Raw genomic sequence first — 16,676 nt, forward strand, 5'->3', positions numbered from 1 at the left:
TCCATGACGCGCCAGCGCCTGCGCCCTGTGTTGGGCCCTTTCCGGCGCCTGCTGCGCGGGGCCGGCGCGTACCGTTCAGAGCTTGGCCGTTGGTGGGCCGGGGTGGCCGGCGGGAAGGGCGAGGCGTGAGCCGAGGCGGAATCGCATCTCGCCCGCGGCGGCACGTACCTCTTCGGAGCGGGTCTCTTCCTCGAGGGCGCCGAGCAGCATCATGACCGCCCTGGCCTCGTCGCCGGTCAGCAGCTTGAGGCGGCTATCGGTCACGGCGTCCAGGAGTACGCCCAGAAAGTCTTCGTCGTCCATGTCCACGCCTGCACAACGCCGTACCGCCGCCACCGGTCACCGCCCCCTCACTGATCTGCGACAAAGGACGGTCCACCGCCGGGGAGGGGCCTGGTTGTCAGTGCCCGTCCGTACCGTCGAAAAAGCAGGGGCTGGACCGGCCGGCCCCGGCGGGAAGGGAGCGGACATGGGCGAGATCAGCGTGAGCGGGGAAAGCCTGGAGCGGCTGCTCACCGACAGTTCCGGCAGGTACGGCGCCCCCTATCAGCAGGCCTTCGCCGAGCTCGCGCGCACGCATCGCGGCCGGCCCACGGCCGAGATCCTGCCGCTCCTGGCCCGCGCTGCGGACCGGGCGCTCCTCGGCTTCTCTCCGGCGGATCTGTGGGAGCAGGCCCGCGCGATCAGCAGCGGGGAGCCCTACCTGCTGCGCGTCACCGTCACCTGACAGTCGGTACCGAGCGGCGTTGGCCGGACCGGCCGACCACGGCACGCAGTCTCACGTGCCGGCCGTGCGGCCGTGCGGCGAGGTCCGACGGGCGGCCTCGCCGCCAGGAATGGTTTCTACCGCTTCGATGGTGGGACCGCACGGTCGGGTGAGGCAGTGCCCTTACGCCTTCGCTGGCGTGTGCGGGCCGGGGCTTCGGTCGCCTCGTCGACATACCAGAAGGTTGCCGAGGCGAAGCGGTGAAGGGCGACGGCATGAGGACCACCCCCTGGTCGTGCATATCGCCCGCGACATCGCCTCCGGTGTCGAGGGCCGGCTGATGGCGGTGGTCCGGGAAGACCTTCCCACCCACACCGGCATCTCTCGCTCGCCCGCCGCGCCTGCATCCGCCCCGCAGCGGGGGGCTGAGAAGTTCTCACCGCCGTCGCCAACATCGAGCCTGTTGGGGGAGCCGATACTGGCGGCGCAAGCAGCTGACCGGCGCAACCGCGTGGGCCGGTCACCCTGACCGGGTGGCGGCCCGCACTGCTGTGCCCGTCTCCTTCACCTGGTTGGTGGCGGGCGGGGTGCCGTCGGTGGGGCGGGGGCGGAGTGTGGGGGCATGGCCGCGAAGCTGATCGTGTATCCGCCTGATGAGCATGGTTGGCGTCGGGTGCGCTACGACGGGACGGCTATCGGGGTGGCGCACCGGCCCTCCGATATCCGGGTGTTCCTTGAGATGGCAGGGCTCCAGGACGCGGAAGACATCGACCTGACCGACCCGGACGTTGCGGAGTGGCGCGGCGGCGGTCCGGAGGTGTGGGACCCGCTGACCTGACGTGGGTGGGCACCTGCACAGTGGGGGAGGAGCGGGTGCCCACCGGGTGACGGCCGGGGCCGCTCACCGGCCGGCCGCCGTTTCCAGGGTAGGCCGGTAGTCAGTCGATGATGCCGAGCGCGGTATCGGGGCGGCAGTGCGGGCACGCGCGGATCCCCTCGGCGAGTGCCCGCCGTGCTTCGTCCAGGGTGGCCGGCTTGCATCGGGTGCGGGTGTCCCAGCAATCCCCGGTATGCACCCGGACCGCCGGCCGGCCGGCGCCGATCCCGTGCTCGACCAGCCATGCCGGAGGCGCCGGCGCGGGCCTGCGCTCGGCCGACGCCGCGAGGAGCTGCTCCTCGACGGCGATCCAATCCCGCGTGCGCTTAAGATCGCGCACCTGCACCCGCTCAAGGAAGCGGAGCAGGTCCAGACGCGCGGTGGAGGAATCGGACACGATCAGGTTCCGTACTGCGCCCGCCGCGCGGCTTTGCAGGACGTGCAGGTGGGCGAGGCGCCTACCCCGTATTTGCAGGTCGGAGCGTGGCAGATCGCACATGGTCCCGTCTGGCTCGGGGACCAGGTGGCGGGCTGTTGCCTGGACGGAGCGGCCGGGGCGAGGGTGGGGGACGTCATGATGCGCTCCTGACTGGGCGAATTCCCCTATTCCATCATGTGTTCGATTTACTGGCCTACCGCAGTGCACGCGAGGCACGCCCGGAGCGCCCCCGTACGGCGCAAGCCGCGACTGTCGGCCGCTTCCGGCGAGGAATGGTTTCTACCGCTTCGGGTGGTGGGCCCGTACGGTCGGGTGCGTCAGTGCTGATGAGGGGAGATGGTGGTGGAGACGCCAAGGGTGGTCGTGCGATCCGATGCGGGTGGCGAGGTCAGAGTGGTGTGCTCGGGCGAGTTCGACCTGGACTCGGTGGGCCTGCTGGCGGATGCCTGCGACGGCGGGGCCGCCGAAGCCGAGCTCCTGGTCGTCGACGTCGCCGGGCTGGAGTTCGCCGATTCGTCGTTCCTCGGCGTGCTGGTCCATCTGCGTAACACCCGGCATTTGGTTCTTGCGGGTCCGGTGCCGAGTCAGCTTCGTCGGCTGCTGGAGATGACGGGCGTCCTGCCCCTGTTCGAGATCCGGGACGGCACCGCGGCCTGACCGGGCGATGGCGGGGGTGTGAGTCCCGGCGGTGGGTGTCCGGGCAGGGCCCCACCGCCGGGAGAGCCGCGCCGGGGATGCGGGGGAACATCGGCCGCACGGCAGGTAGGCAACGGCACCGGGGCCGTGATGGTCACGGCTGAGCCCTCGGCCGGTTGACGGCCGCTCGGCTCCGGACGCGGACGCGTCCGTGGGGGTGGACTCGTCAGCCATCCGCCACAGCCGGCGAGGCGCCGGGGACCGGGGCGTGGGACGGTGCGAGCGGGAACCGTAATCGACGACGGGCCTCTCTCAACAGGACCCGGCCGGCGCGCCCCGTAGTCACGCCGGCCGGGTTCTGTCATGAGCGGGAAGGGCCCGTGCCCCGGGGCGGTGCGCGGGCGGTCCGGGGTCCGGCCCGTGGGACGGGCGGAGGGTGGGGAGATGGTGTTGCGGCCGCCGGTGGAACCGATGCTGGCGCAGGCCGCCGAGGCGGTCCCTCCCGTACGCCCCCACGCCGCGGTGGCCTATGAGCAGAAGCTCGACGGGCACCGGATGCTCGTGTTCACCCCGGACGGCCCCGGTGGGCGGGTGCTCCTCCAGACCCGCCGCGGGAACTTGGTCCAGGGCGCGTTCCCCGATCTGGTGGCGGCGGCCGAGCAGCTCCCCCACGGCCTGGTCCTCGATGGCGAAGTGCTGGTGTGGGACCCGGAGGCCGGCGCCCTGTCCTTCGAGGGATTGCAGCGCCGGGCCGCCGCCCGAGCCCGCACCGCACCCGCACTGGCCGCACGCCTACCCGCCTACTACATGGCCTTCGACATCCTCCAGCAGGACGGCACAGAACTCCTCACCCTGCCCCAGCGGGAGCGACGCCGACGCCTTGAGGTCCTGTTCGCGGCCCGCGCCCTGACCGCCCCGTGGACGCTCTGCCCGATGACCACGGACGTCGCGACGGCCCGGGAGTGGCTGGAGTCGTGGACCGACGTCTCAGGCGTCGAAGGCTTGGTCGTCAAGAGCCTGACGGGCCGGTACACGCCCGGATACCGCGGCTGGACCAAGGTCAAAAGACGCGACACCACCGAAGCGATCATCGGCGCCATCACCGGCACCCTCACCCACCCGCAGCTCCTGATCCTGGGCCGCCACGACACCACGGGCCGCCTGCGCACCGTCGGCCGCACCGTGACCCTGCGCCCCGACCAGGCCCGCCAGGTCGCCGAACACCTCACCGCGGCCGGCCCCGGGCACCCGTGGGCCGGCGCCAAGTTCGCGGCAGCGTGGGGCAGACGCGACGTCCTCGACCTGACGGTGGTGCGCCCCGACCTGGTCGCGGAGATCAGCGCCGACCGGGCCGTCGACCACGGCGTGTTCCGCCACCCCGTGCGGTTCACGCGGCTGCGCCTGGATGTGGGTGTGGATGACGTGGCCCGGTTCGGGGAGGGGCTGCCGTCGCTGGATGACGAGTAGGCCCCGGGCGCGACGCGTGGACGGGAGCCGGTCGAGCGTGGCGAGGAGATGGTGTCGAGGCGGCGCCGGGCGCTCGGGCGTGTGCTGCTGGGCCGGCTGTCCGCCGCTGTGCTCGGCGCGGTGGTGGAGGCCGTGGTGACCGTGTGGGTGCCGCAGTTGCCGGAGGTCGGGCGGTTCCTGGGGGTGGTTGTCGAGACGGTCGCCGGGCGCCGCTGGGGCCGTTGAGGATATCCGCGCGGTTGACGGAGGAAGCGACGGTGGCCTGGGCGCGCGAGTTCGACCGCTGGCTCAAGCTCGCGAGGTGCGGGTTCTCGGAGCCCGCTGACCTGCACTGGGGAGGTTATCGGTGAGGTTTTCAGTGAGGTTTTCGACAACCTCACCGGGCACTTGGTGAGGTCACCGCAGGGGTCGGGCCGGTACCCAGGATGCGTCGGCCGGTGCCGCGGGCGGTGGGAGCGGTGACGGCCTGGACGTCGGCCGCCCGCTCGGCGGCGAGCCGGCCGCGCGGAACGCCCTCCCGGGCGCGGGACGGCTGCGGATCATCGGACTCGGGGCGGGGGCCGGTGCCGAGCCGGCTGTCCGGTGACAACGAACCTGGACCGATTGCCATCGAAGTTGGACCTCAGCCAGCCTCTGCGCCCAGGCGCGACACAGCCCCGGTCAGGCATCACCTGCTGGACCGGGGCTGTCGAACCTGCTGTCCCTACCCGGCGTTGCTCGGCTCCCCGAAAATTGGGATGCCGCCGAACGTGCCGAGGCCTCCGAAGCCTCCCACGTTGTCGTCGTTGAAGCTCGCTTGGTTCATTCCGTTCTGTCCGTTGGTGCTCGCGTCACCGGTGTTCCAGAAGACGCTGGACCCGTCGTTCAAACCGACGCCCGCCTGAGCGGGTACTGCAACGCCACCGACGAGGATCGCTGCGAGGGCGCCGCCGGCCGCCAGTTGTGACTTCCTGAAGAGGCTCATGCGTCGTAAACGATCACGGGCGGTCCGGGTTATCCCCGGGGCGGGGTACCGGGCCGCGCTCGCCTGTCCCGGCCGGGACCTCTCCTCGATGCGCGGGCCGGGGCTGGGCAAGCCCGGCCGGCGGCCGCCGCTCAGGGGTTGCACCGGAAGGGGGCTCCACAGTTGCCTGGAGAGGTGCTCTGGGCGGGGGACCGGGAGTGTGACCGGAGGTGGGACCCCCCAAAGTCGATGATCTTCCATCGCCGCAGGTCAGGGGCCGTGGGCAAGCCCCTTTCGTAAAACGACACCTCTTTTGTACGCGTCAGCCGGACGAAGAGATTGATCCGATGGGACCGGCCGGGGCGGCCCGCCCGGTCCGGCGGACCCGTCCCCTCATCCCCCGCGTCCGCCAGGAGTCGCTCAGGAACCGGTCCTGACCTCGTGTTCGCAACGGGCCCCCCCGGAACGGTCTGTGGGGGGAGCGTGGCGGGATGGAACGTGGGATGAAGCCGCGGGTGTACGGGTCGGGGCCGGGGGAGCCGGCGGGCCCGACGGCGGGGCACGAGTACGTCGACCTGGTCGGCGGCCCGCTCGATGGGCAGCTGCTCGACGTGACCGGCTGGACGGCCGCGGATCGGGCGGGAGGCGCGCTCCTGATCGCCGATCTCGGCCTCTACGGGCCGGGCGGCCGCGCCGACCACGCCCCCGACGACGATGCCGCCGGCGGCCCGTTCCGGTGGCGCGGCGACACCGCCTGAACCCCCGGCCTGTTCCTGAACGGTGGGGGGAAGCATCGGGGGAACCATGGGGGGAACCTAGTGGGGGAAGCATCCGGGGAACCTGGAGGGGGAACCATGGGGGGAAGGTGCTCCCGGTGAGGTTCCGCGTTGTGGCTGGTCAGGTGCCGTTCCGCGGGTGGTGAGTTTCCGGACTTTCTCTTTGTTGGGTTCTTGTGGGTGGTTGATTGGTTGTTGGTCTCTGGCCGTGGGCTGTCCTGGGTGTTGGTCGGGGTGGTTCTGGTTCTCGGGCTTGGGGTTCGGTCCTGTGTTGAGTTCCTGGCGTTGTTGTTCGTGGGTGATTCCTTGGCCTTGGCTGTGTTGAGTCCCTGAGTCCCTGAGTCCCTGATTTCGTGAGTCCGTGGGTTCCTGGCGGGTGTGTCCGTGGGTGGCCGTGTACGGGTCCCTGACGGCTGTGCCTGGGTAGGGTCGGGTTCAGTCCGTGCCGACATGGGTGTGCGGGTCAGGACCGGTGCCCAGGCGCTCTGGGGCAGTACGACCGGACCGACTTCGGCCTCGGTACACCCACGGTGTGCCGAGGCCGCACTGCGTTCCGGAATTACCCACCCAAAATATTGAATGAGCTTTCGTCAGGTGATCAGGTGCCAGTCGCGTAGCGGTTGCGGGGCTAACCCCTCCCCGTCGCAACCTGCTCCCGACCAACCCGAGACGACCGTCCGGCTGGTCCGCGCTCCACCCCACCGCATGCCGACCCTCGGCATGCCCGACGAAGGGAACACCCGTGTCCTCGCTCGCCCTGGCCGTCCTGCTGCTCCTGGTCCTCGTCACGCTGCTCCTGGCGGGCGGCATCGGCTACGTCGCCCACCGCAACCCCGCCCTCGTCGCGCCGATCACGGCGGCCGGGACGGCCGTCGCCCTGGTCGTCGCCTGCCTCGGCCTCATCGCGGCCCGATGACCCGGACCGGCCCCGCCTACGGCCGACGCTGCGGTGACTGCAAGGGGGTCAAGGGCTTGCCCACCTTGCGAATGCCGGGTGGGCAAGCCCTTGACCCCGCCTGGGCAAGCCTCAGGCCTGCCTGGGCAAGCCCCCGCGCCGGCAGGCTTGCCCACCCCGACGTCAGGGGCCGGGCGCCGCCCACTCGACGCCCAGCTCGGCGAGCGCGGCCAGCTGCTCCGGGGCCAGCCGCTCCCGCCGCTGCTTCTGGTTCACGACCCAGACCCCGGTCCGGTGCGAGCTCCCGTCGGGGAGCTCCTCGACGTGACCTCGACCCGGAACGCCCCCGCCCTCGCGTTCCCGGTACTGCGCGAGGGCTTGAATGCCCGTCTGGAACGCTGCCGCGCCGCGCCCGGCCGGGACGGCCCCGGCCGGCTTCGCGGGCGTCTGACGGGCGCGTGGCGTCTTCTTCACCCCGAGCTCGGCGAGTCGGGCCCGCTGTCCCTCGGTAAGCCGGTCGAAGTCGCGGCGTTGGGTGGTGAGCCAGCGGCCGACGTCCTCGCCGTGTCGAGTCACCCCCGGCACGATCGCGGACAGCCGGGCCCCCTCGGCGAGGAGTTGGGCGAGGTAGGCCTGGTGGCGTTGCCAGTCGACCGTCCAGCCCCGTTCGGCCGGGTTCCAGTCCTCATCGATCGCGGCCAGCGCTGCGGCTCGACGTTCGGCCCGTACGGGGTCCTTGCCGAGTCCGCCGGGCCGGCGGACGTTGGTCAGCCACTGCCCCACCGCGACGTCCAGGGCGGTCGCGTGCCTCGGCGCGGCGAGCGTCCCGTGGAGTTCGTAGTAGGCCCGCGCGGCGCCCAGGTTCCGCTCGAAGCCGGCGTCGGCGGTGTCCCACACGATCCCCAGCGCCTCCAGTTCGGCCGCCCGTTCCCCGGACATCTGTCCGGTCCGGAAGGCGCGTCGCTGGTCGGAGAGCCAGCGTCCGAGGGGGTAGGCGCCCTCGACGTGGTCGTACGGGACCTCCAGCCCGCCCTCCCGTTCCCGGTACCGCAGGCCGGCCTCCAGACCCCTCCGCCAGTTGCGATGCGCCGGTTTGGTGTCAGTGGGGGTTGGCAGTGACGGGTTGTCAGTCGGGGTGTTCGTGCTGGTGGGGTGACCGGGGGTTTGGCCGTCACTGACGTGTGAGTGGTGTCCGGGGGCTTTTCGCTGTCATAGGCCGGTACACCACCTCGGTCTCCACTGCCATGGAAACGGTGCTTCTTATCCATGTCCGGGTCTCGGCCGTGAGGCTTGGCCCTGGTGGCGGTCAGGGTCCGGCGGATGGGTGCGTGATGGCGGGGGAGCGGGGCGGTCTTCCTGAGGCGGCGCGGGTGGGGGTGCGTGCTGCGGCGGTGGGCCGGTTGCTGGAGCTCCGGGGTAACGGGCGCTTGTCCACGGAGCATGTACGTCTGGCTGCAGGGGCGTTGGGCGTTTCGGAACGGACCGTGTGGCGGTGGCTTGCTGCGCCCGTTTCCGGGCCCGGGATGGTCCCGGGGGTTCGGCTGGCGCGGGCGGACCGGTTCGTTGTGACGGACGAGGTACGTGCGTTGCTGGGTCTGTGGGGCGGGAACGTGGCCGCGGTACAGCGTGAGCTGGCCGAGCGTGCTGCCCTGCAGTCACCGCAGGGTGGCGTGCCGTCGTTGACGACGTTGCGTCGTGCGATCCGGCGGGATCCGATTGCGGGGGAGCGGGCGGGGCTTGCTGGTGGTGAGCGTGAGGCCCGCAGGCATGATGTGTTCCTGGCCCGGCCTCGGGGCTGGCGAAACCAGGTGTGGGAGGCCGATCACGTTCAGGCGCCGGTTCTGGTCGAGGTCGAGGGCACCGCGGGTCGTCCCTGGGTGACGTGGTTCGTGGACTGCGCGACTAACACGGTCATGGGGGTCGCGGTTACGCCCGGATACCCGTCGCGGGAGTCAGTTTTGGCCGCGCTGCGGGCGTCGGTGCTGCGTCAGGAGCCGTTCGGGCCGCAGGGCGGGCTTCCGGAGAAGGTCCGGGTGGACCGGGGCAAGGACTTCTTGTCGAAGACGGTCGCGGCGGCGTTCGGCGCGCTGGTGGTCGAGGTGGAGGACCTGCCCGCCTACACGCCGCATCTGAAGGGCACCGTGGAGGGCCTGAACCGGGCGGTGGAGTCGATGTTCCTCGCCTCATTGCCCGGCTACGTACGCCAGCCGCGCCCGGGCCGGCGCCCTGGCCGGCCGAAGGACGAGGGCCTGCTCGACTTCGAGGACTTCACCTCCCGGCTGCTGGGCTGGGTGGAGTGGTGGAACACCTGCCACTTGCCGCAGCCGCTGCAGGGAAAGTCGCCTCTGCAGGCCTGGGAGGCGGATCCGACTCCGGTGAGGGAGGTCAGCCCGGAGGAGTTGTGGACGTTCACGCTGGAGGACGACGGCCGTGTGCGGGTGGTCTCCACCAGGGGTGTCCGGTTCCGCAGGCGAGACTATGTGGGGCCGTGGATGACGGGTCTGGCGGGTACCGGGGTGAGGGTGCGTTTCATGCCGCACCACGATCACCGGATCGAGGTTTTCGACGCGACGACCGGCCGTTACCTGGGAGCTGCGACCGTCGCGGATGAGGCGAGCCCGGAGCAGATCACCGCGGTCCGCTCCGCGCGGGCCGCGCGGAGCCGGCGTCTGCGCAAGGACCTGTCGGCGGCGCAGCGTGAGCGCTATGCCACGGTGACGCGGCCGGGGAAGCCGGAGCGGCTGGGCGCGGTGTCCGCGGTGGAGGCCGGGGCGGAGCTCGCGGAGGCTGACCGGGCGGACCTGTCGAGGCTGGCGCTGCCGGACTTGATTCCGCCGGCTGCCGCCCCGCCGGGCTGGCGTACTCCGCCGTCGCTCGCGGCCCGCACTCGCCGGGCCGCTGAGGACGGTGGGCCGGCAGCGCAGCCGGGCGGCAGGGAGCAGGAGCAGGGCGGAGGCCTGCGGTGACCACTCCCACGTACCAGTACGTCGATCTGCCGGACGCCTCCATCGTGACCACGAGGGCGTTGCTGACCGCGCGGGAGAACATCGCGGACACGGTCGCCGCGCGGGCGATGATGTGTATCCACGGAGGCGCCGGCTTCGGAAAGACCCTCGCGGTCAACACCTGCCTGCAGGAACTGGAGGACACCTGCGGCGAGGAGGTCTGCCGGGTCACCTTCCGGGCCCGTCCGACCGCCCGCGCGGTCCGCTACGAGTTGTTTGAGACGCTCCGCCTGCCCGGGGAGCCTCCCCGCCACCCCAGTGAGTTCGACCGTTTGCTGAAGACCTCCTTGTCCGAGCGACCCCGTACGTTCCTCGTGGACGAGGCTCAGTGGCTGAACGGGGAGGCGTGTGGATGAGCCGGTTGTTTCGCTGGCAGGGGTTGCCTTTCCTCGGGTGGGTCGTTGGGTTTGTCGGTGGTGGCGCGATTGTTCAGGTGCTGCCTTAACTGACGGGCTTCGGGGTGCTGCGGGTGGGTGTGGGGGAGCGGGGCGGGCTGCGCCTGGTCGGAGGCGGGTTGGCCGAACCGGATGCCGGGGCGGATCCGTGGGTATTCCAGGCCGAGTGTGCTGAGGCGTTCGCGAGGTCGTGGGTGGTGCGGGGATTCGCTCCGACGACGGTCCGTGGTTACACCTCTCTCCTGACCCGTGCGCTGAGGCGTTTCGACTGCCCGGTGTGGGCGGTGGAAACCGAGGACGTGGATGAGATGCTCCACGCCCTCGTTGTCACGGGTCTGGCGGCGGGCACGCGCAGGCAGTACCTGCAGATGCTGCGCGCCTTCCATGCCTTCGTCGTGCAGCGGTACGGGACGCAGGTCCGTGCGGTGTTCGGGGTGCCGGTCGGTGATGGCGGGCTGGACCGGTTCAACCGTGTCCGGCATGCCGGGGACGACGCCGCGGTGGGACCGCCGCCGGGCCGGGAGCGGCTGCAGGCGTTCTTCTCGTTCGCCCGTTCCCAGGTGGCGGTCGCGACCGACTACCAAGCGATGGCGCGGGACTATGCGCTGCTGCGCACCGCGTATCACTCGGCGCTGCGGGTGAGCGAGCTGGTGCGCCTGGACCTGTGCGATGTCCATCCGGCTCTGGGAACCTCGGGCAAGCTGCATGTGCGGTTCGGGAAGGCGGCGAACACGTCGGGCCCGCGGCCGCGGTGGGCGCCGATGTTGGAGGGCCTGGACCGGATTCTGGCCTGGTACCTGGCGGATGTCCGGCCGCTGTTCCCCACGGCCGCGCCGCTGTTCTGTGACGAGGACGGACAGGGTTTGAAGACGGGAACGGTCCGGGATCGTCTGGCCCGCCTTCTTGATGTTGAGGGTGTGGTCTGGGACGAGCGGTTCACACCTCATGCGTTGCGTCGGGCGTGTGCGACGCACCAGTACGAGCGGGGCATGGACCTGGTCGCGGTCCAGCAGCTGTTGGGGCACCGGCATATCGCCGCGACGATGGCGTACGTGAGGCCGTCGCAGAGGTTCATCGAGTACGCCTGGCAGCGCGCCACCGACTCCGCGGTCCGCGCGCTGGCAGGCTGACCATGAGAGGCGAGGACATGACCTCAGCAGGATGCGGGCTCCCGTTCCCCGCCTCTCCAGGGGTTGAGTGGCGGCTGCGGATGGCAGCAGCGGAACGCGGCGTGTGGACCGGGACCCAGCTGCGCCGTCTGATGGCCGACAAGGCGGGTCTGGAGCTGTCACCGGCCTCGGTATCCGCGCTGTTCACCAAGGACCCGTCCCAGGTGAAGCTGTCCACCCTCGCCGCTTTGTGTGCGGCTCTGGACTGCGCCCCCGCAGACCTCCTTGTACTGGAAGCCACGGCACCGGCTGTGGTGCCGGTCCCACGCGAGACCGCAGTACGGCCCGCGGTCACGGTCCTTACCGCTACCCGCACGCGGTCCCTGCCTCCCCTGTGACACAGGGAGACTTTCCGAACCGGTAACAGTCCCGTGGGAGGTGGGCCCGTATGGCAGTGCCCGTTGCCGACGCTGCCCGGGGCCTGTGCCCGGGGTGTGCGAAACAACGCTGGCTGAGCCCCGGCTCGGGGCGTTGTGCGTGGTGCTTGCGCAGGTGTTCCGGCTGCGGTGGTAGCAGGCGCTCGGCGGTGGAGGTATGCGCCGCGTGCCGACGCCGAGCCGCAGGTGTTCCGGCCGTCGGCCCGTGCCGGCGGTGCGGGCGCCGCCGCACGCTTGAACCCGAGACACAGTGGTGCCGTCCGTGCTTCGATCCGGCCACGGCCGAGCAGGTCGACTCTTGCACGGGGTGCGGTGTTCCGGCGCAGTGGGCGAGGGGCATGTGTAAGCCCTGCTACGAGAACTCGCCTCACACCGTCCAGAGCCGGGCGGCGGGGTGGGCACGCCGTATGCCGGCCGTGCCCCTCTGGTGGGACACCTTCACCGCTCACCTCCAGACTCACCGGCACCCCTTCTATGCCGCGGATGCCATCACCCATACCGCCCGCCTGATCCTCGACGCCGGCACCACCGACCCGGACACACTCGTGGACAGGGCGCAGCACGCCATCCCCTGGCTGGTGCGGACCCTCACCGATTTCTTCCGCACCCATCACCTCCACGACGCTCCCAGCAAGATGGCCGAGGACGTCAAGGCCGCCGTCCTGAGAGAGCGCCGCATCGAAGCCGTTCCGCTACCGCTGAGACCAGCGGTCCGGGCCTTCGCACAGGCGCTGCTGGGCCAGCGTGAGCGTGCCGCCGCCCTGGGCCTGCGCCCGAACCGGTTGAAGACCATTGAGATCCGCCTCGACACGGTCCGGGACCTTGCCCTCCACGTCACAGGCAGGGGCCACAGAGCGTGGGCTTCCCTGAGCATCACGGACCTGGAGGCGTTCCTCGCCCAGAACCCGGCCCGTAGGGCCTCCTGGCTGGCGGGCCTGCGCCAGTTCTTCGCCCACGCCCACCGCACCGGAGCCGTGCTCCACAACCCGGCCGCGTCCCTCGACGCCCGGCAGGCGCGCGGCTTCAGGGGCGCCACCCTCACCCTGGACGAGCAGCGCAACCTTTACCACCGCTGGAACGGGCCTGTCGAGATGCATCCGCACGAGGCGTTCATCGGCCTGGCGGCGCTCCTCCACGCGGCCACGACCACCGAACTCCGCCTGCTCACGATCGACGACCTCACACCTGCCCGCCACGCGGTGCGCTTTCCAGGACGCACCGTCGACCTCAGGCTCGACACCGCGACGTGGAAGGCCCTGACGGGCTGCCTCAGCCACAGGGCCTCGCTGGGCACCGACAACCGGTACGTCCTGGTGACGCGCCTGACCAGAACCACCAGAGGACCGGCCGGCGCGGCCCATATCCGTGACAGCCTGGCCCCGGTCGGCCTGCTGCCGCGCATCCTGCGCTCGACACGGCTGCTCACCCTGGCCACCGAACTCGATATCAAGCAGCTCACCGCGGCGCTGGGCATGTCCTATGCCGGAGCTGCGCACTACGCATAGCCCCTGGAGAACTGCTGCGCCGGAGGCGCAGACCCCACCTCTACCGTGCCCAGTCGGCGCCGAGTTCGGCGAGGGCGGCGAGCTGGTCCGGGCTGAGGCGGTCGCGGCGGGCCTTGATGTTCCCGATCCAGATCCCGGTACGGTGCTCGCTCCCGTCGGCCAGGACCTGGACGTCGCCGCGCCCCGGCAGCCGACCCTCCCGCGCGACGTACTGCGCGAGCGCCTCCACGCCCTTCTGGAACGCCCCGCCGCCCTTGCCCGGCCCGGACGCCACAACCGTCTTCGCGGGAGCCTTACGGGCCCGTACTGCCTTCTTCACGCCGAGCTCGCCGAGCCTGCGCTGTTGCTCGGCGTTCAGCTTGCTGAAGTCCCGGCGCTGGGTGGCGAGCCAGCGGCCGACGTCGTCGCCGTGCCGGGTGACCCCGGGCACGACGTCGTCGAGCCGGGCGCCTCCCGCGAGGAGCTGGGCGAGGTAGGCGTAGTGGCGCTGCCAGTCGACCGTCCACCCGTTCTCGCGCGGGTTCCAGTCCGGATCGACCGCGGCCAGCTGTTCGGCCCGCCGGCGGGCGCGGTCGGGGTCTTTCCCGAGCCCGCCGGGGCGTCGGATGTTCGTCAGCCACTGCCCGATGGCCCGGTCCAAAGCGGTAGCGTGCCGCGGGGCCGCCAGGGTTCCGTGGAGCTCGAAGTAGGCGCGCGCGGCAGCGAGGTTCTCGGCGAACCCTTGGTCGGCGGTGTCCCAGACGATCCCCAGCTCCTCCAGTTCGGCCGCCCGCTCCCCGGTAATCTGCCCGGCCCGGTACGCACGCCGCTGGTCGGAGAGCCACCGTCCCAGCGGGTACGCGCCCTCGGTGTGCTCGTAGGGCACGTCGAGGTGTTCCTCGCGTTGCCGGTAGCGGTACGCGGCCTCAACACCACGGCGCCAGTCCTGCCGCTCGGTGTTGATGACCTGATAGCTGATCCACTTCGCGATCAACGCCGGATCACGAGGAGCCGCGAACCGAAGCAGCAGCCGCCCTTCCTCCTCACCCTCGGCGGGCGGCGGACCGACCGGCAGCGACGGATCGACAACACGTTTCCGGGCCTCCTGCGGAATGACAAGCATTTCCACAGCCTTTTCATCGTGCGCCCGAAGCCCTTCCAAAACCCGAACCAAAGGGCGATACGAATTAGAGGAAAGCATGTCTTCCGGCTTCTCGTCCGCTTTGAGGAAGACGGGAACGATGAGTGTGGCCATCTTCCCCTGACCCGGGTTCTGCCGCAGTGCCCGCCCGATGGCTTGGACGATGTCGACGGCCGAGCCCTTCGGGTCGATGAGGGCGACGGAGTCGGTGGCGCGGATGTCGACGCCCTCGCCGAGGACCTTGCAGTTCGACAGCACGGCGCGCCCGGCCCGGCGCCCGAAGTCGCCCAGTACGGACTGCCGGTGGGAGCCCTCGTGCTCCCCACACAGCCACCCCGCCCACACCCGCTCGGGATGCCGCTCCGGATCCACGGCGTGGAGCCGGGCCGCGACCCGGGGCAGCCCGGCCGCGAAGGCCTCCGCCTCGACCGTGCGGTGGTGGAAGGTGATCGTCGTCCGCAGGCCATGAGCGGCCATGGTCTCCAGCAGCGTGGTCTGCATGGCCCCGAGCCGCTCCCCGCGCAGCTGCTCCTCGTAGCGTTCGACGCCCACCAGCCGCTCCGGGGTGACGACGGGATCGGTGAGCTCGGCGACGACGATCTGGTACTTGGCCAAGAGCCCGCGGGCGACGGCGTCAGCGAGGGACAGCTCGTAGACGACCGGCCCGAACACGCTCTCATCGTCCATGGAGCAGGCCATCTCACGTGGCAGCGGGTCCCGCACCGGGCGGGTCCGTCCCGGCGTCTCCTCATCCACAACCGACTGCTGCGCCTCGTACAGCTCCTGCTCGGTCCGCGACCGGGTCGGGCGTTCCTTCCAGATCCGGGGTGTGGCGGTCATGTAGAGCCGGCGCATCGCCGGGATGACGTCCTGGTGGTGGATGTCCGCCCACGCCTTCCCCGCCGAGCCCGACGTCCGGTGCGCCTCGTCGACGACCACGAGGTCGAAAACGTCCATCGGCAACCCGTACGCGCCCTCGTGCGCTTCGGCCAGGACCGGCAGGGAGGCGTAGGTGGCGTAGACGGTGACCGGGCCCCGGCCATGCCACAGCCCGAGCTGCGGCGCCGACGTCGTCGCGCGCACCCCAAGGGCCCACAGGGCGGGGTCGTCCCCCAGCGAGCACACCGCCACCGCGGGCCCGGTATGGCCGGCCAGCCGCCATTCCCGGGCCGTCTGCGTCAGTAGATCCAGCGTCGGCAGCAATACCAAGACCCGTCCATGCCGGGCCAGACGGAGCGCCGCAGCGGCGGCGATGAACGTCTTTCCGGTCCCGCATGCCGCCACCACCGTGGCCCGTAGACCGGCCTCCGGAATCCGTTTCCCGGGCGGAATATCGAGCCCCCGGACAATCGCCTCCACCGCTTCCCCCTGGTGAGGACGCAGTACGATGTCACCAGACTTCTGCATTCGGCACTCCACTGAAACGAAGTGGCGGAAAACTCCGCCAGGGGAGGGGGTAGCGGTTTCTCGGGATCCTACACAGCTACACGCATCAGATCCCGCATGATGCACACTGATGACTGTACTGGGACGACGCTCTCCGTGTGCTGCCCCGTCCAGATTCGGCGGGAGCTCCACCGCGGTACGGCGGCTTCGTGCAACCTGAAAGAGGTGACAGATGATCCTGTCGCGGGCTCTCTTGCGGGGAGGTGCATGAGCTGCTTCAACGCCACCACCGCAGCAAGCTGGCCAGGGAGAAGAATGGTCAGCCGATCTACAAAGACTGATCATGCCTGGACAGCGTCACCACGCGGCCTCCGCCCAGGCCAGTTGCGCGTCGCTCAGTGGGGGGTCGAACCCTTCTGGGAACATCAGCATGAGTGGTTGCGGCCACACGCTCTCGGGCCCGTGGTCTTGGCAGTCCAGGGCGATGAGGTGCGGTCCTTCCTCACAGGCCTTGTCCAAGTAGAAGCAGTCATGGGTCTGGCAGAAGTACCCGAACGCTGAGCAGTTGTCCTCATCGCTCGGCTCGTAGAGGCCGGGATCACGGACGATCTGGGTCACGGGATCCTGCCGATTGAACCGGGGGATAGGCCGGGGGTCGCGCCACAGCAGTCGGGGAGGGAGCATGCGCTCATCCTGCGCCCGAGACCGCCCCCTCCGGTAGCGGGTTACAGCCGCAGCCCCTTCCCGTAGCCAGCCGCCCGCGCAGCGGGCTGGTCTTGGAGGCGAAGCCGGAAGGACCTGGGGTGGGGGAGCGGAGCGGACCCACCCAACGGGCCGAAGGCCCGAACCCCGTGAAACGGGGTCACCCAGGCCTGCGAAGCAGGATGCCCGTCCTCCTGGAGCGCGCCCGCGTCCAGGAGGAGGCGCAGATCGAGATCGCCGAGTCGTTGGAGGCCTTCCCCTCCACGCTGCCGACCCGC

At 70.7% G+C, this 16,676-nt stretch carries 19 protein-coding genes; 12 read left to right on the forward strand and 7 right to left on the reverse strand.

Going from position 1 to position 16,676, the window contains the following annotated elements; genetic code table 11:
* Nucleotides 1-75 precede the first annotated feature (75 nt).
* Nucleotides 76-303, reverse strand: a complete 228-nt coding sequence (locus tag AB0D46_RS31275; protein ID WP_362882481.1) for a hypothetical protein — start codon at nt 301-303, stop codon at nt 76-78.
* Nucleotides 304-469: 166 nt separating this feature from the next.
* On the opposite strand from AB0D46_RS31275, the gene AB0D46_RS31280 reads away from it, so the two are divergent.
* A complete protein-coding gene (locus AB0D46_RS31280) occupies nt 470-727 on the forward strand; it encodes a hypothetical protein (protein WP_362882482.1) in 258 nt (85 codons plus the stop codon).
* A 601-nt stretch (nt 728-1,328) separates the two neighbouring features.
* Nucleotides 1,329-1,544 carry a hypothetical protein gene (locus tag AB0D46_RS31285; RefSeq protein ID WP_362882484.1) on the forward strand — a complete coding sequence of 72 codons (216 nt, stop codon included), beginning with the start codon at nt 1,329-1,331 and terminating at the stop codon, nt 1,542-1,544.
* 100 nt (nt 1,545-1,644) lie between these two features.
* On the opposite strand, the gene AB0D46_RS31290 is transcribed toward AB0D46_RS31285, so the two are convergent.
* Entirely contained in the window at nt 1,645-1,980 is a 336-nt protein-coding gene (locus AB0D46_RS31290; RefSeq protein ID WP_362882486.1) for a DUF6233 domain-containing protein, read from the reverse strand.
* Nucleotides 1,981-2,358: 378 nt separating this feature from the next.
* Here AB0D46_RS31290 and AB0D46_RS31295 point away from each other — a divergent pair, with 378 nt between their 5' ends.
* The 3 genes from AB0D46_RS31295 (at nt 2,359) to AB0D46_RS31305 (ending at nt 4,350) form a co-directional block, all read left to right on the forward strand.
* Nucleotides 2,359-2,679 carry an STAS domain-containing protein gene (locus tag AB0D46_RS31295; RefSeq protein WP_362882487.1) on the forward strand — a complete coding sequence of 107 codons (321 nt, stop codon included), beginning with the start codon at nt 2,359-2,361 and terminating at the stop codon, nt 2,677-2,679.
* A gap of 450 nt (nt 2,680-3,129) precedes the next feature.
* Complete coding sequence (locus AB0D46_RS31300; RefSeq protein WP_362882512.1) at nt 3,130-4,125, forward strand: ATP-dependent DNA ligase; 996 nt, start codon at nt 3,130-3,132, stop codon at nt 4,123-4,125.
* A gap of 48 nt (nt 4,126-4,173) precedes the next feature.
* On the forward strand, nt 4,174-4,350 hold the full coding sequence (locus AB0D46_RS31305; protein ID WP_362882489.1) for a hypothetical protein: 177 nt from the start codon (nt 4,174-4,176) through the stop codon (nt 4,348-4,350).
* A gap of 151 nt (nt 4,351-4,501) precedes the next feature.
* On the opposite strand, the gene AB0D46_RS31310 is transcribed toward AB0D46_RS31305, so the two are convergent.
* Nucleotides 4,502-4,735 (reverse strand): hypothetical protein, encoded by a 234-nt coding sequence (locus tag AB0D46_RS31310; RefSeq protein ID WP_362882491.1) that lies wholly within the window; start codon nt 4,733-4,735, stop codon nt 4,502-4,504.
* 93 nt (nt 4,736-4,828) lie between these two features.
* Nucleotides 4,829-5,089 (reverse strand): hypothetical protein, encoded by a 261-nt coding sequence (locus tag AB0D46_RS31315; protein WP_362882492.1) that lies wholly within the window; start codon nt 5,087-5,089, stop codon nt 4,829-4,831.
* 470 nt (nt 5,090-5,559) lie between these two features.
* On the opposite strand from AB0D46_RS31315, the gene AB0D46_RS31320 reads away from it, so the two are divergent.
* The gene (locus tag AB0D46_RS31320) at nt 5,560-5,826 is read left to right on the forward strand and encodes a hypothetical protein (protein ID WP_362882494.1); all 267 of its coding nucleotides are present in this window, start codon (nt 5,560-5,562) and stop codon (nt 5,824-5,826) included.
* 760 nt (nt 5,827-6,586) lie between these two features.
* Entirely contained in the window at nt 6,587-6,760 is a 174-nt protein-coding gene (locus AB0D46_RS31325) for a hypothetical protein (protein WP_362882496.1), read from the forward strand.
* Between the two features lie 162 nt (nt 6,761-6,922).
* Here AB0D46_RS31325 and AB0D46_RS31330 read toward each other — a convergent pair whose 3' ends face one another.
* Complete coding sequence (locus AB0D46_RS31330) at nt 6,923-7,855, reverse strand: helicase associated domain-containing protein (RefSeq protein ID WP_362882514.1); 933 nt, start codon at nt 7,853-7,855, stop codon at nt 6,923-6,925.
* Between the two features lie 449 nt (nt 7,856-8,304).
* Here AB0D46_RS31330 and AB0D46_RS31335 point away from each other — a divergent pair, with 449 nt between their 5' ends.
* The 5 genes from AB0D46_RS31335 (at nt 8,305) to AB0D46_RS31355 (ending at nt 13,190) form a co-directional block, all read left to right on the forward strand.
* Entirely contained in the window at nt 8,305-9,705 is a 1,401-nt protein-coding gene (locus AB0D46_RS31335; RefSeq protein ID WP_362882497.1) for a transposase family protein, read from the forward strand.
* Nucleotides 9,702-10,100 (forward strand): ATP-binding protein, encoded by a 399-nt coding sequence (locus tag AB0D46_RS31340; protein WP_362882499.1) that lies wholly within the window; start codon nt 9,702-9,704, stop codon nt 10,098-10,100. Before AB0D46_RS31335 ends, AB0D46_RS31340 begins: the two co-directional genes overlap by 4 nt.
* A 158-nt stretch (nt 10,101-10,258) precedes the next feature.
* Entirely contained in the window at nt 10,259-11,269 is a 1,011-nt protein-coding gene (locus AB0D46_RS31345) for a site-specific integrase (protein ID WP_362882501.1), read from the forward strand.
* An 80-nt stretch (nt 11,270-11,349) separates the two neighbouring features.
* Nucleotides 11,350-11,646 carry a helix-turn-helix domain-containing protein gene (locus AB0D46_RS31350; RefSeq protein ID WP_362882502.1) on the forward strand — a complete coding sequence of 99 codons (297 nt, stop codon included), beginning with the start codon at nt 11,350-11,352 and terminating at the stop codon, nt 11,644-11,646.
* 446 nt (nt 11,647-12,092) lie between these two features.
* The gene (locus AB0D46_RS31355) at nt 12,093-13,190 is read left to right on the forward strand and encodes an integrase (RefSeq protein WP_362882504.1); all 1,098 of its coding nucleotides are present in this window, start codon (nt 12,093-12,095) and stop codon (nt 13,188-13,190) included.
* Between the two features lie 40 nt (nt 13,191-13,230).
* Here AB0D46_RS31355 and AB0D46_RS31360 read toward each other — a convergent pair whose 3' ends face one another.
* Both AB0D46_RS31360 and AB0D46_RS31365 read right to left on the reverse strand, forming a co-directional pair.
* A complete protein-coding gene (locus AB0D46_RS31360; protein ID WP_362882506.1) occupies nt 13,231-15,717 on the reverse strand; it encodes a Helicase associated domain protein in 2,487 nt (828 codons plus the stop codon).
* A 336-nt stretch (nt 15,718-16,053) separates the two neighbouring features.
* Nucleotides 16,054-16,380, reverse strand: a complete 327-nt coding sequence (locus AB0D46_RS31365) for a hypothetical protein (RefSeq protein WP_362882508.1) — start codon at nt 16,378-16,380, stop codon at nt 16,054-16,056.
* Between the last annotated feature and the right edge of the window lie 296 nt (nt 16,381-16,676).

This window comes from Streptomyces sp. NPDC048383 (genome assembly GCF_040651775.1).
In the GTDB taxonomy this organism is placed as follows: Bacteria; Actinomycetota; Actinomycetes; order Streptomycetales; family Streptomycetaceae; genus Streptomyces.

Excerpts from the sequence above, each read along its gene's own strand:
- AB0D46_RS31295 (WP_362882487.1), top strand. The coding sequence starts at position 2,359 with ATGGTGGTGGAGACGCCAAGGGTGGTCGTGCGATCCGATGCGGGTGGC.
- AB0D46_RS31320 (WP_362882494.1), top strand. The coding sequence starts at position 5,560 with ATGGAACGTGGGATGAAGCCGCGGGTGTACGGGTCGGGGCCGGGGGAG.
- AB0D46_RS31280 (WP_362882482.1), top strand. The coding sequence starts at position 470 with ATGGGCGAGATCAGCGTGAGCGGGGAAAGCCTGGAGCGGCTGCTCACC.
- AB0D46_RS31350 (WP_362882502.1), top strand. The coding sequence starts at position 11,350 with ATGGCAGCAGCGGAACGCGGCGTGTGGACCGGGACCCAGCTGCGCCGT.
- AB0D46_RS31285 (WP_362882484.1), top strand. The coding sequence starts at position 1,329 with ATGGCCGCGAAGCTGATCGTGTATCCGCCTGATGAGCATGGTTGGCGT.
- AB0D46_RS31355 (WP_362882504.1), top strand. The coding sequence starts at position 12,093 with ATGCCGGCCGTGCCCCTCTGGTGGGACACCTTCACCGCTCACCTCCAG.
- AB0D46_RS31305 (WP_362882489.1), top strand. The coding sequence starts at position 4,174 with ATGGTGTCGAGGCGGCGCCGGGCGCTCGGGCGTGTGCTGCTGGGCCGG.
- AB0D46_RS31300 (WP_362882512.1), top strand. The coding sequence starts at position 3,130 with ATGCTGGCGCAGGCCGCCGAGGCGGTCCCTCCCGTACGCCCCCACGCC.
- AB0D46_RS31360 (WP_362882506.1), bottom strand. The coding sequence starts at position 15,717 with ATGCAGAAGTCTGGTGACATCGTACTGCGTCCTCACCAGGGGGAAGCG.
- AB0D46_RS31275 (WP_362882481.1), bottom strand. The coding sequence starts at position 303 with ATGGACGACGAAGACTTTCTGGGCGTACTCCTGGACGCCGTGACCGAT.
- AB0D46_RS31310 (WP_362882491.1), bottom strand. The coding sequence starts at position 4,735 with ATGGCAATCGGTCCAGGTTCGTTGTCACCGGACAGCCGGCTCGGCACC.
- AB0D46_RS31315 (WP_362882492.1), bottom strand. The coding sequence starts at position 5,089 with ATGAGCCTCTTCAGGAAGTCACAACTGGCGGCCGGCGGCGCCCTCGCA.
- AB0D46_RS31365 (WP_362882508.1), bottom strand. The coding sequence starts at position 16,380 with ATGCTCCCTCCCCGACTGCTGTGGCGCGACCCCCGGCCTATCCCCCGG.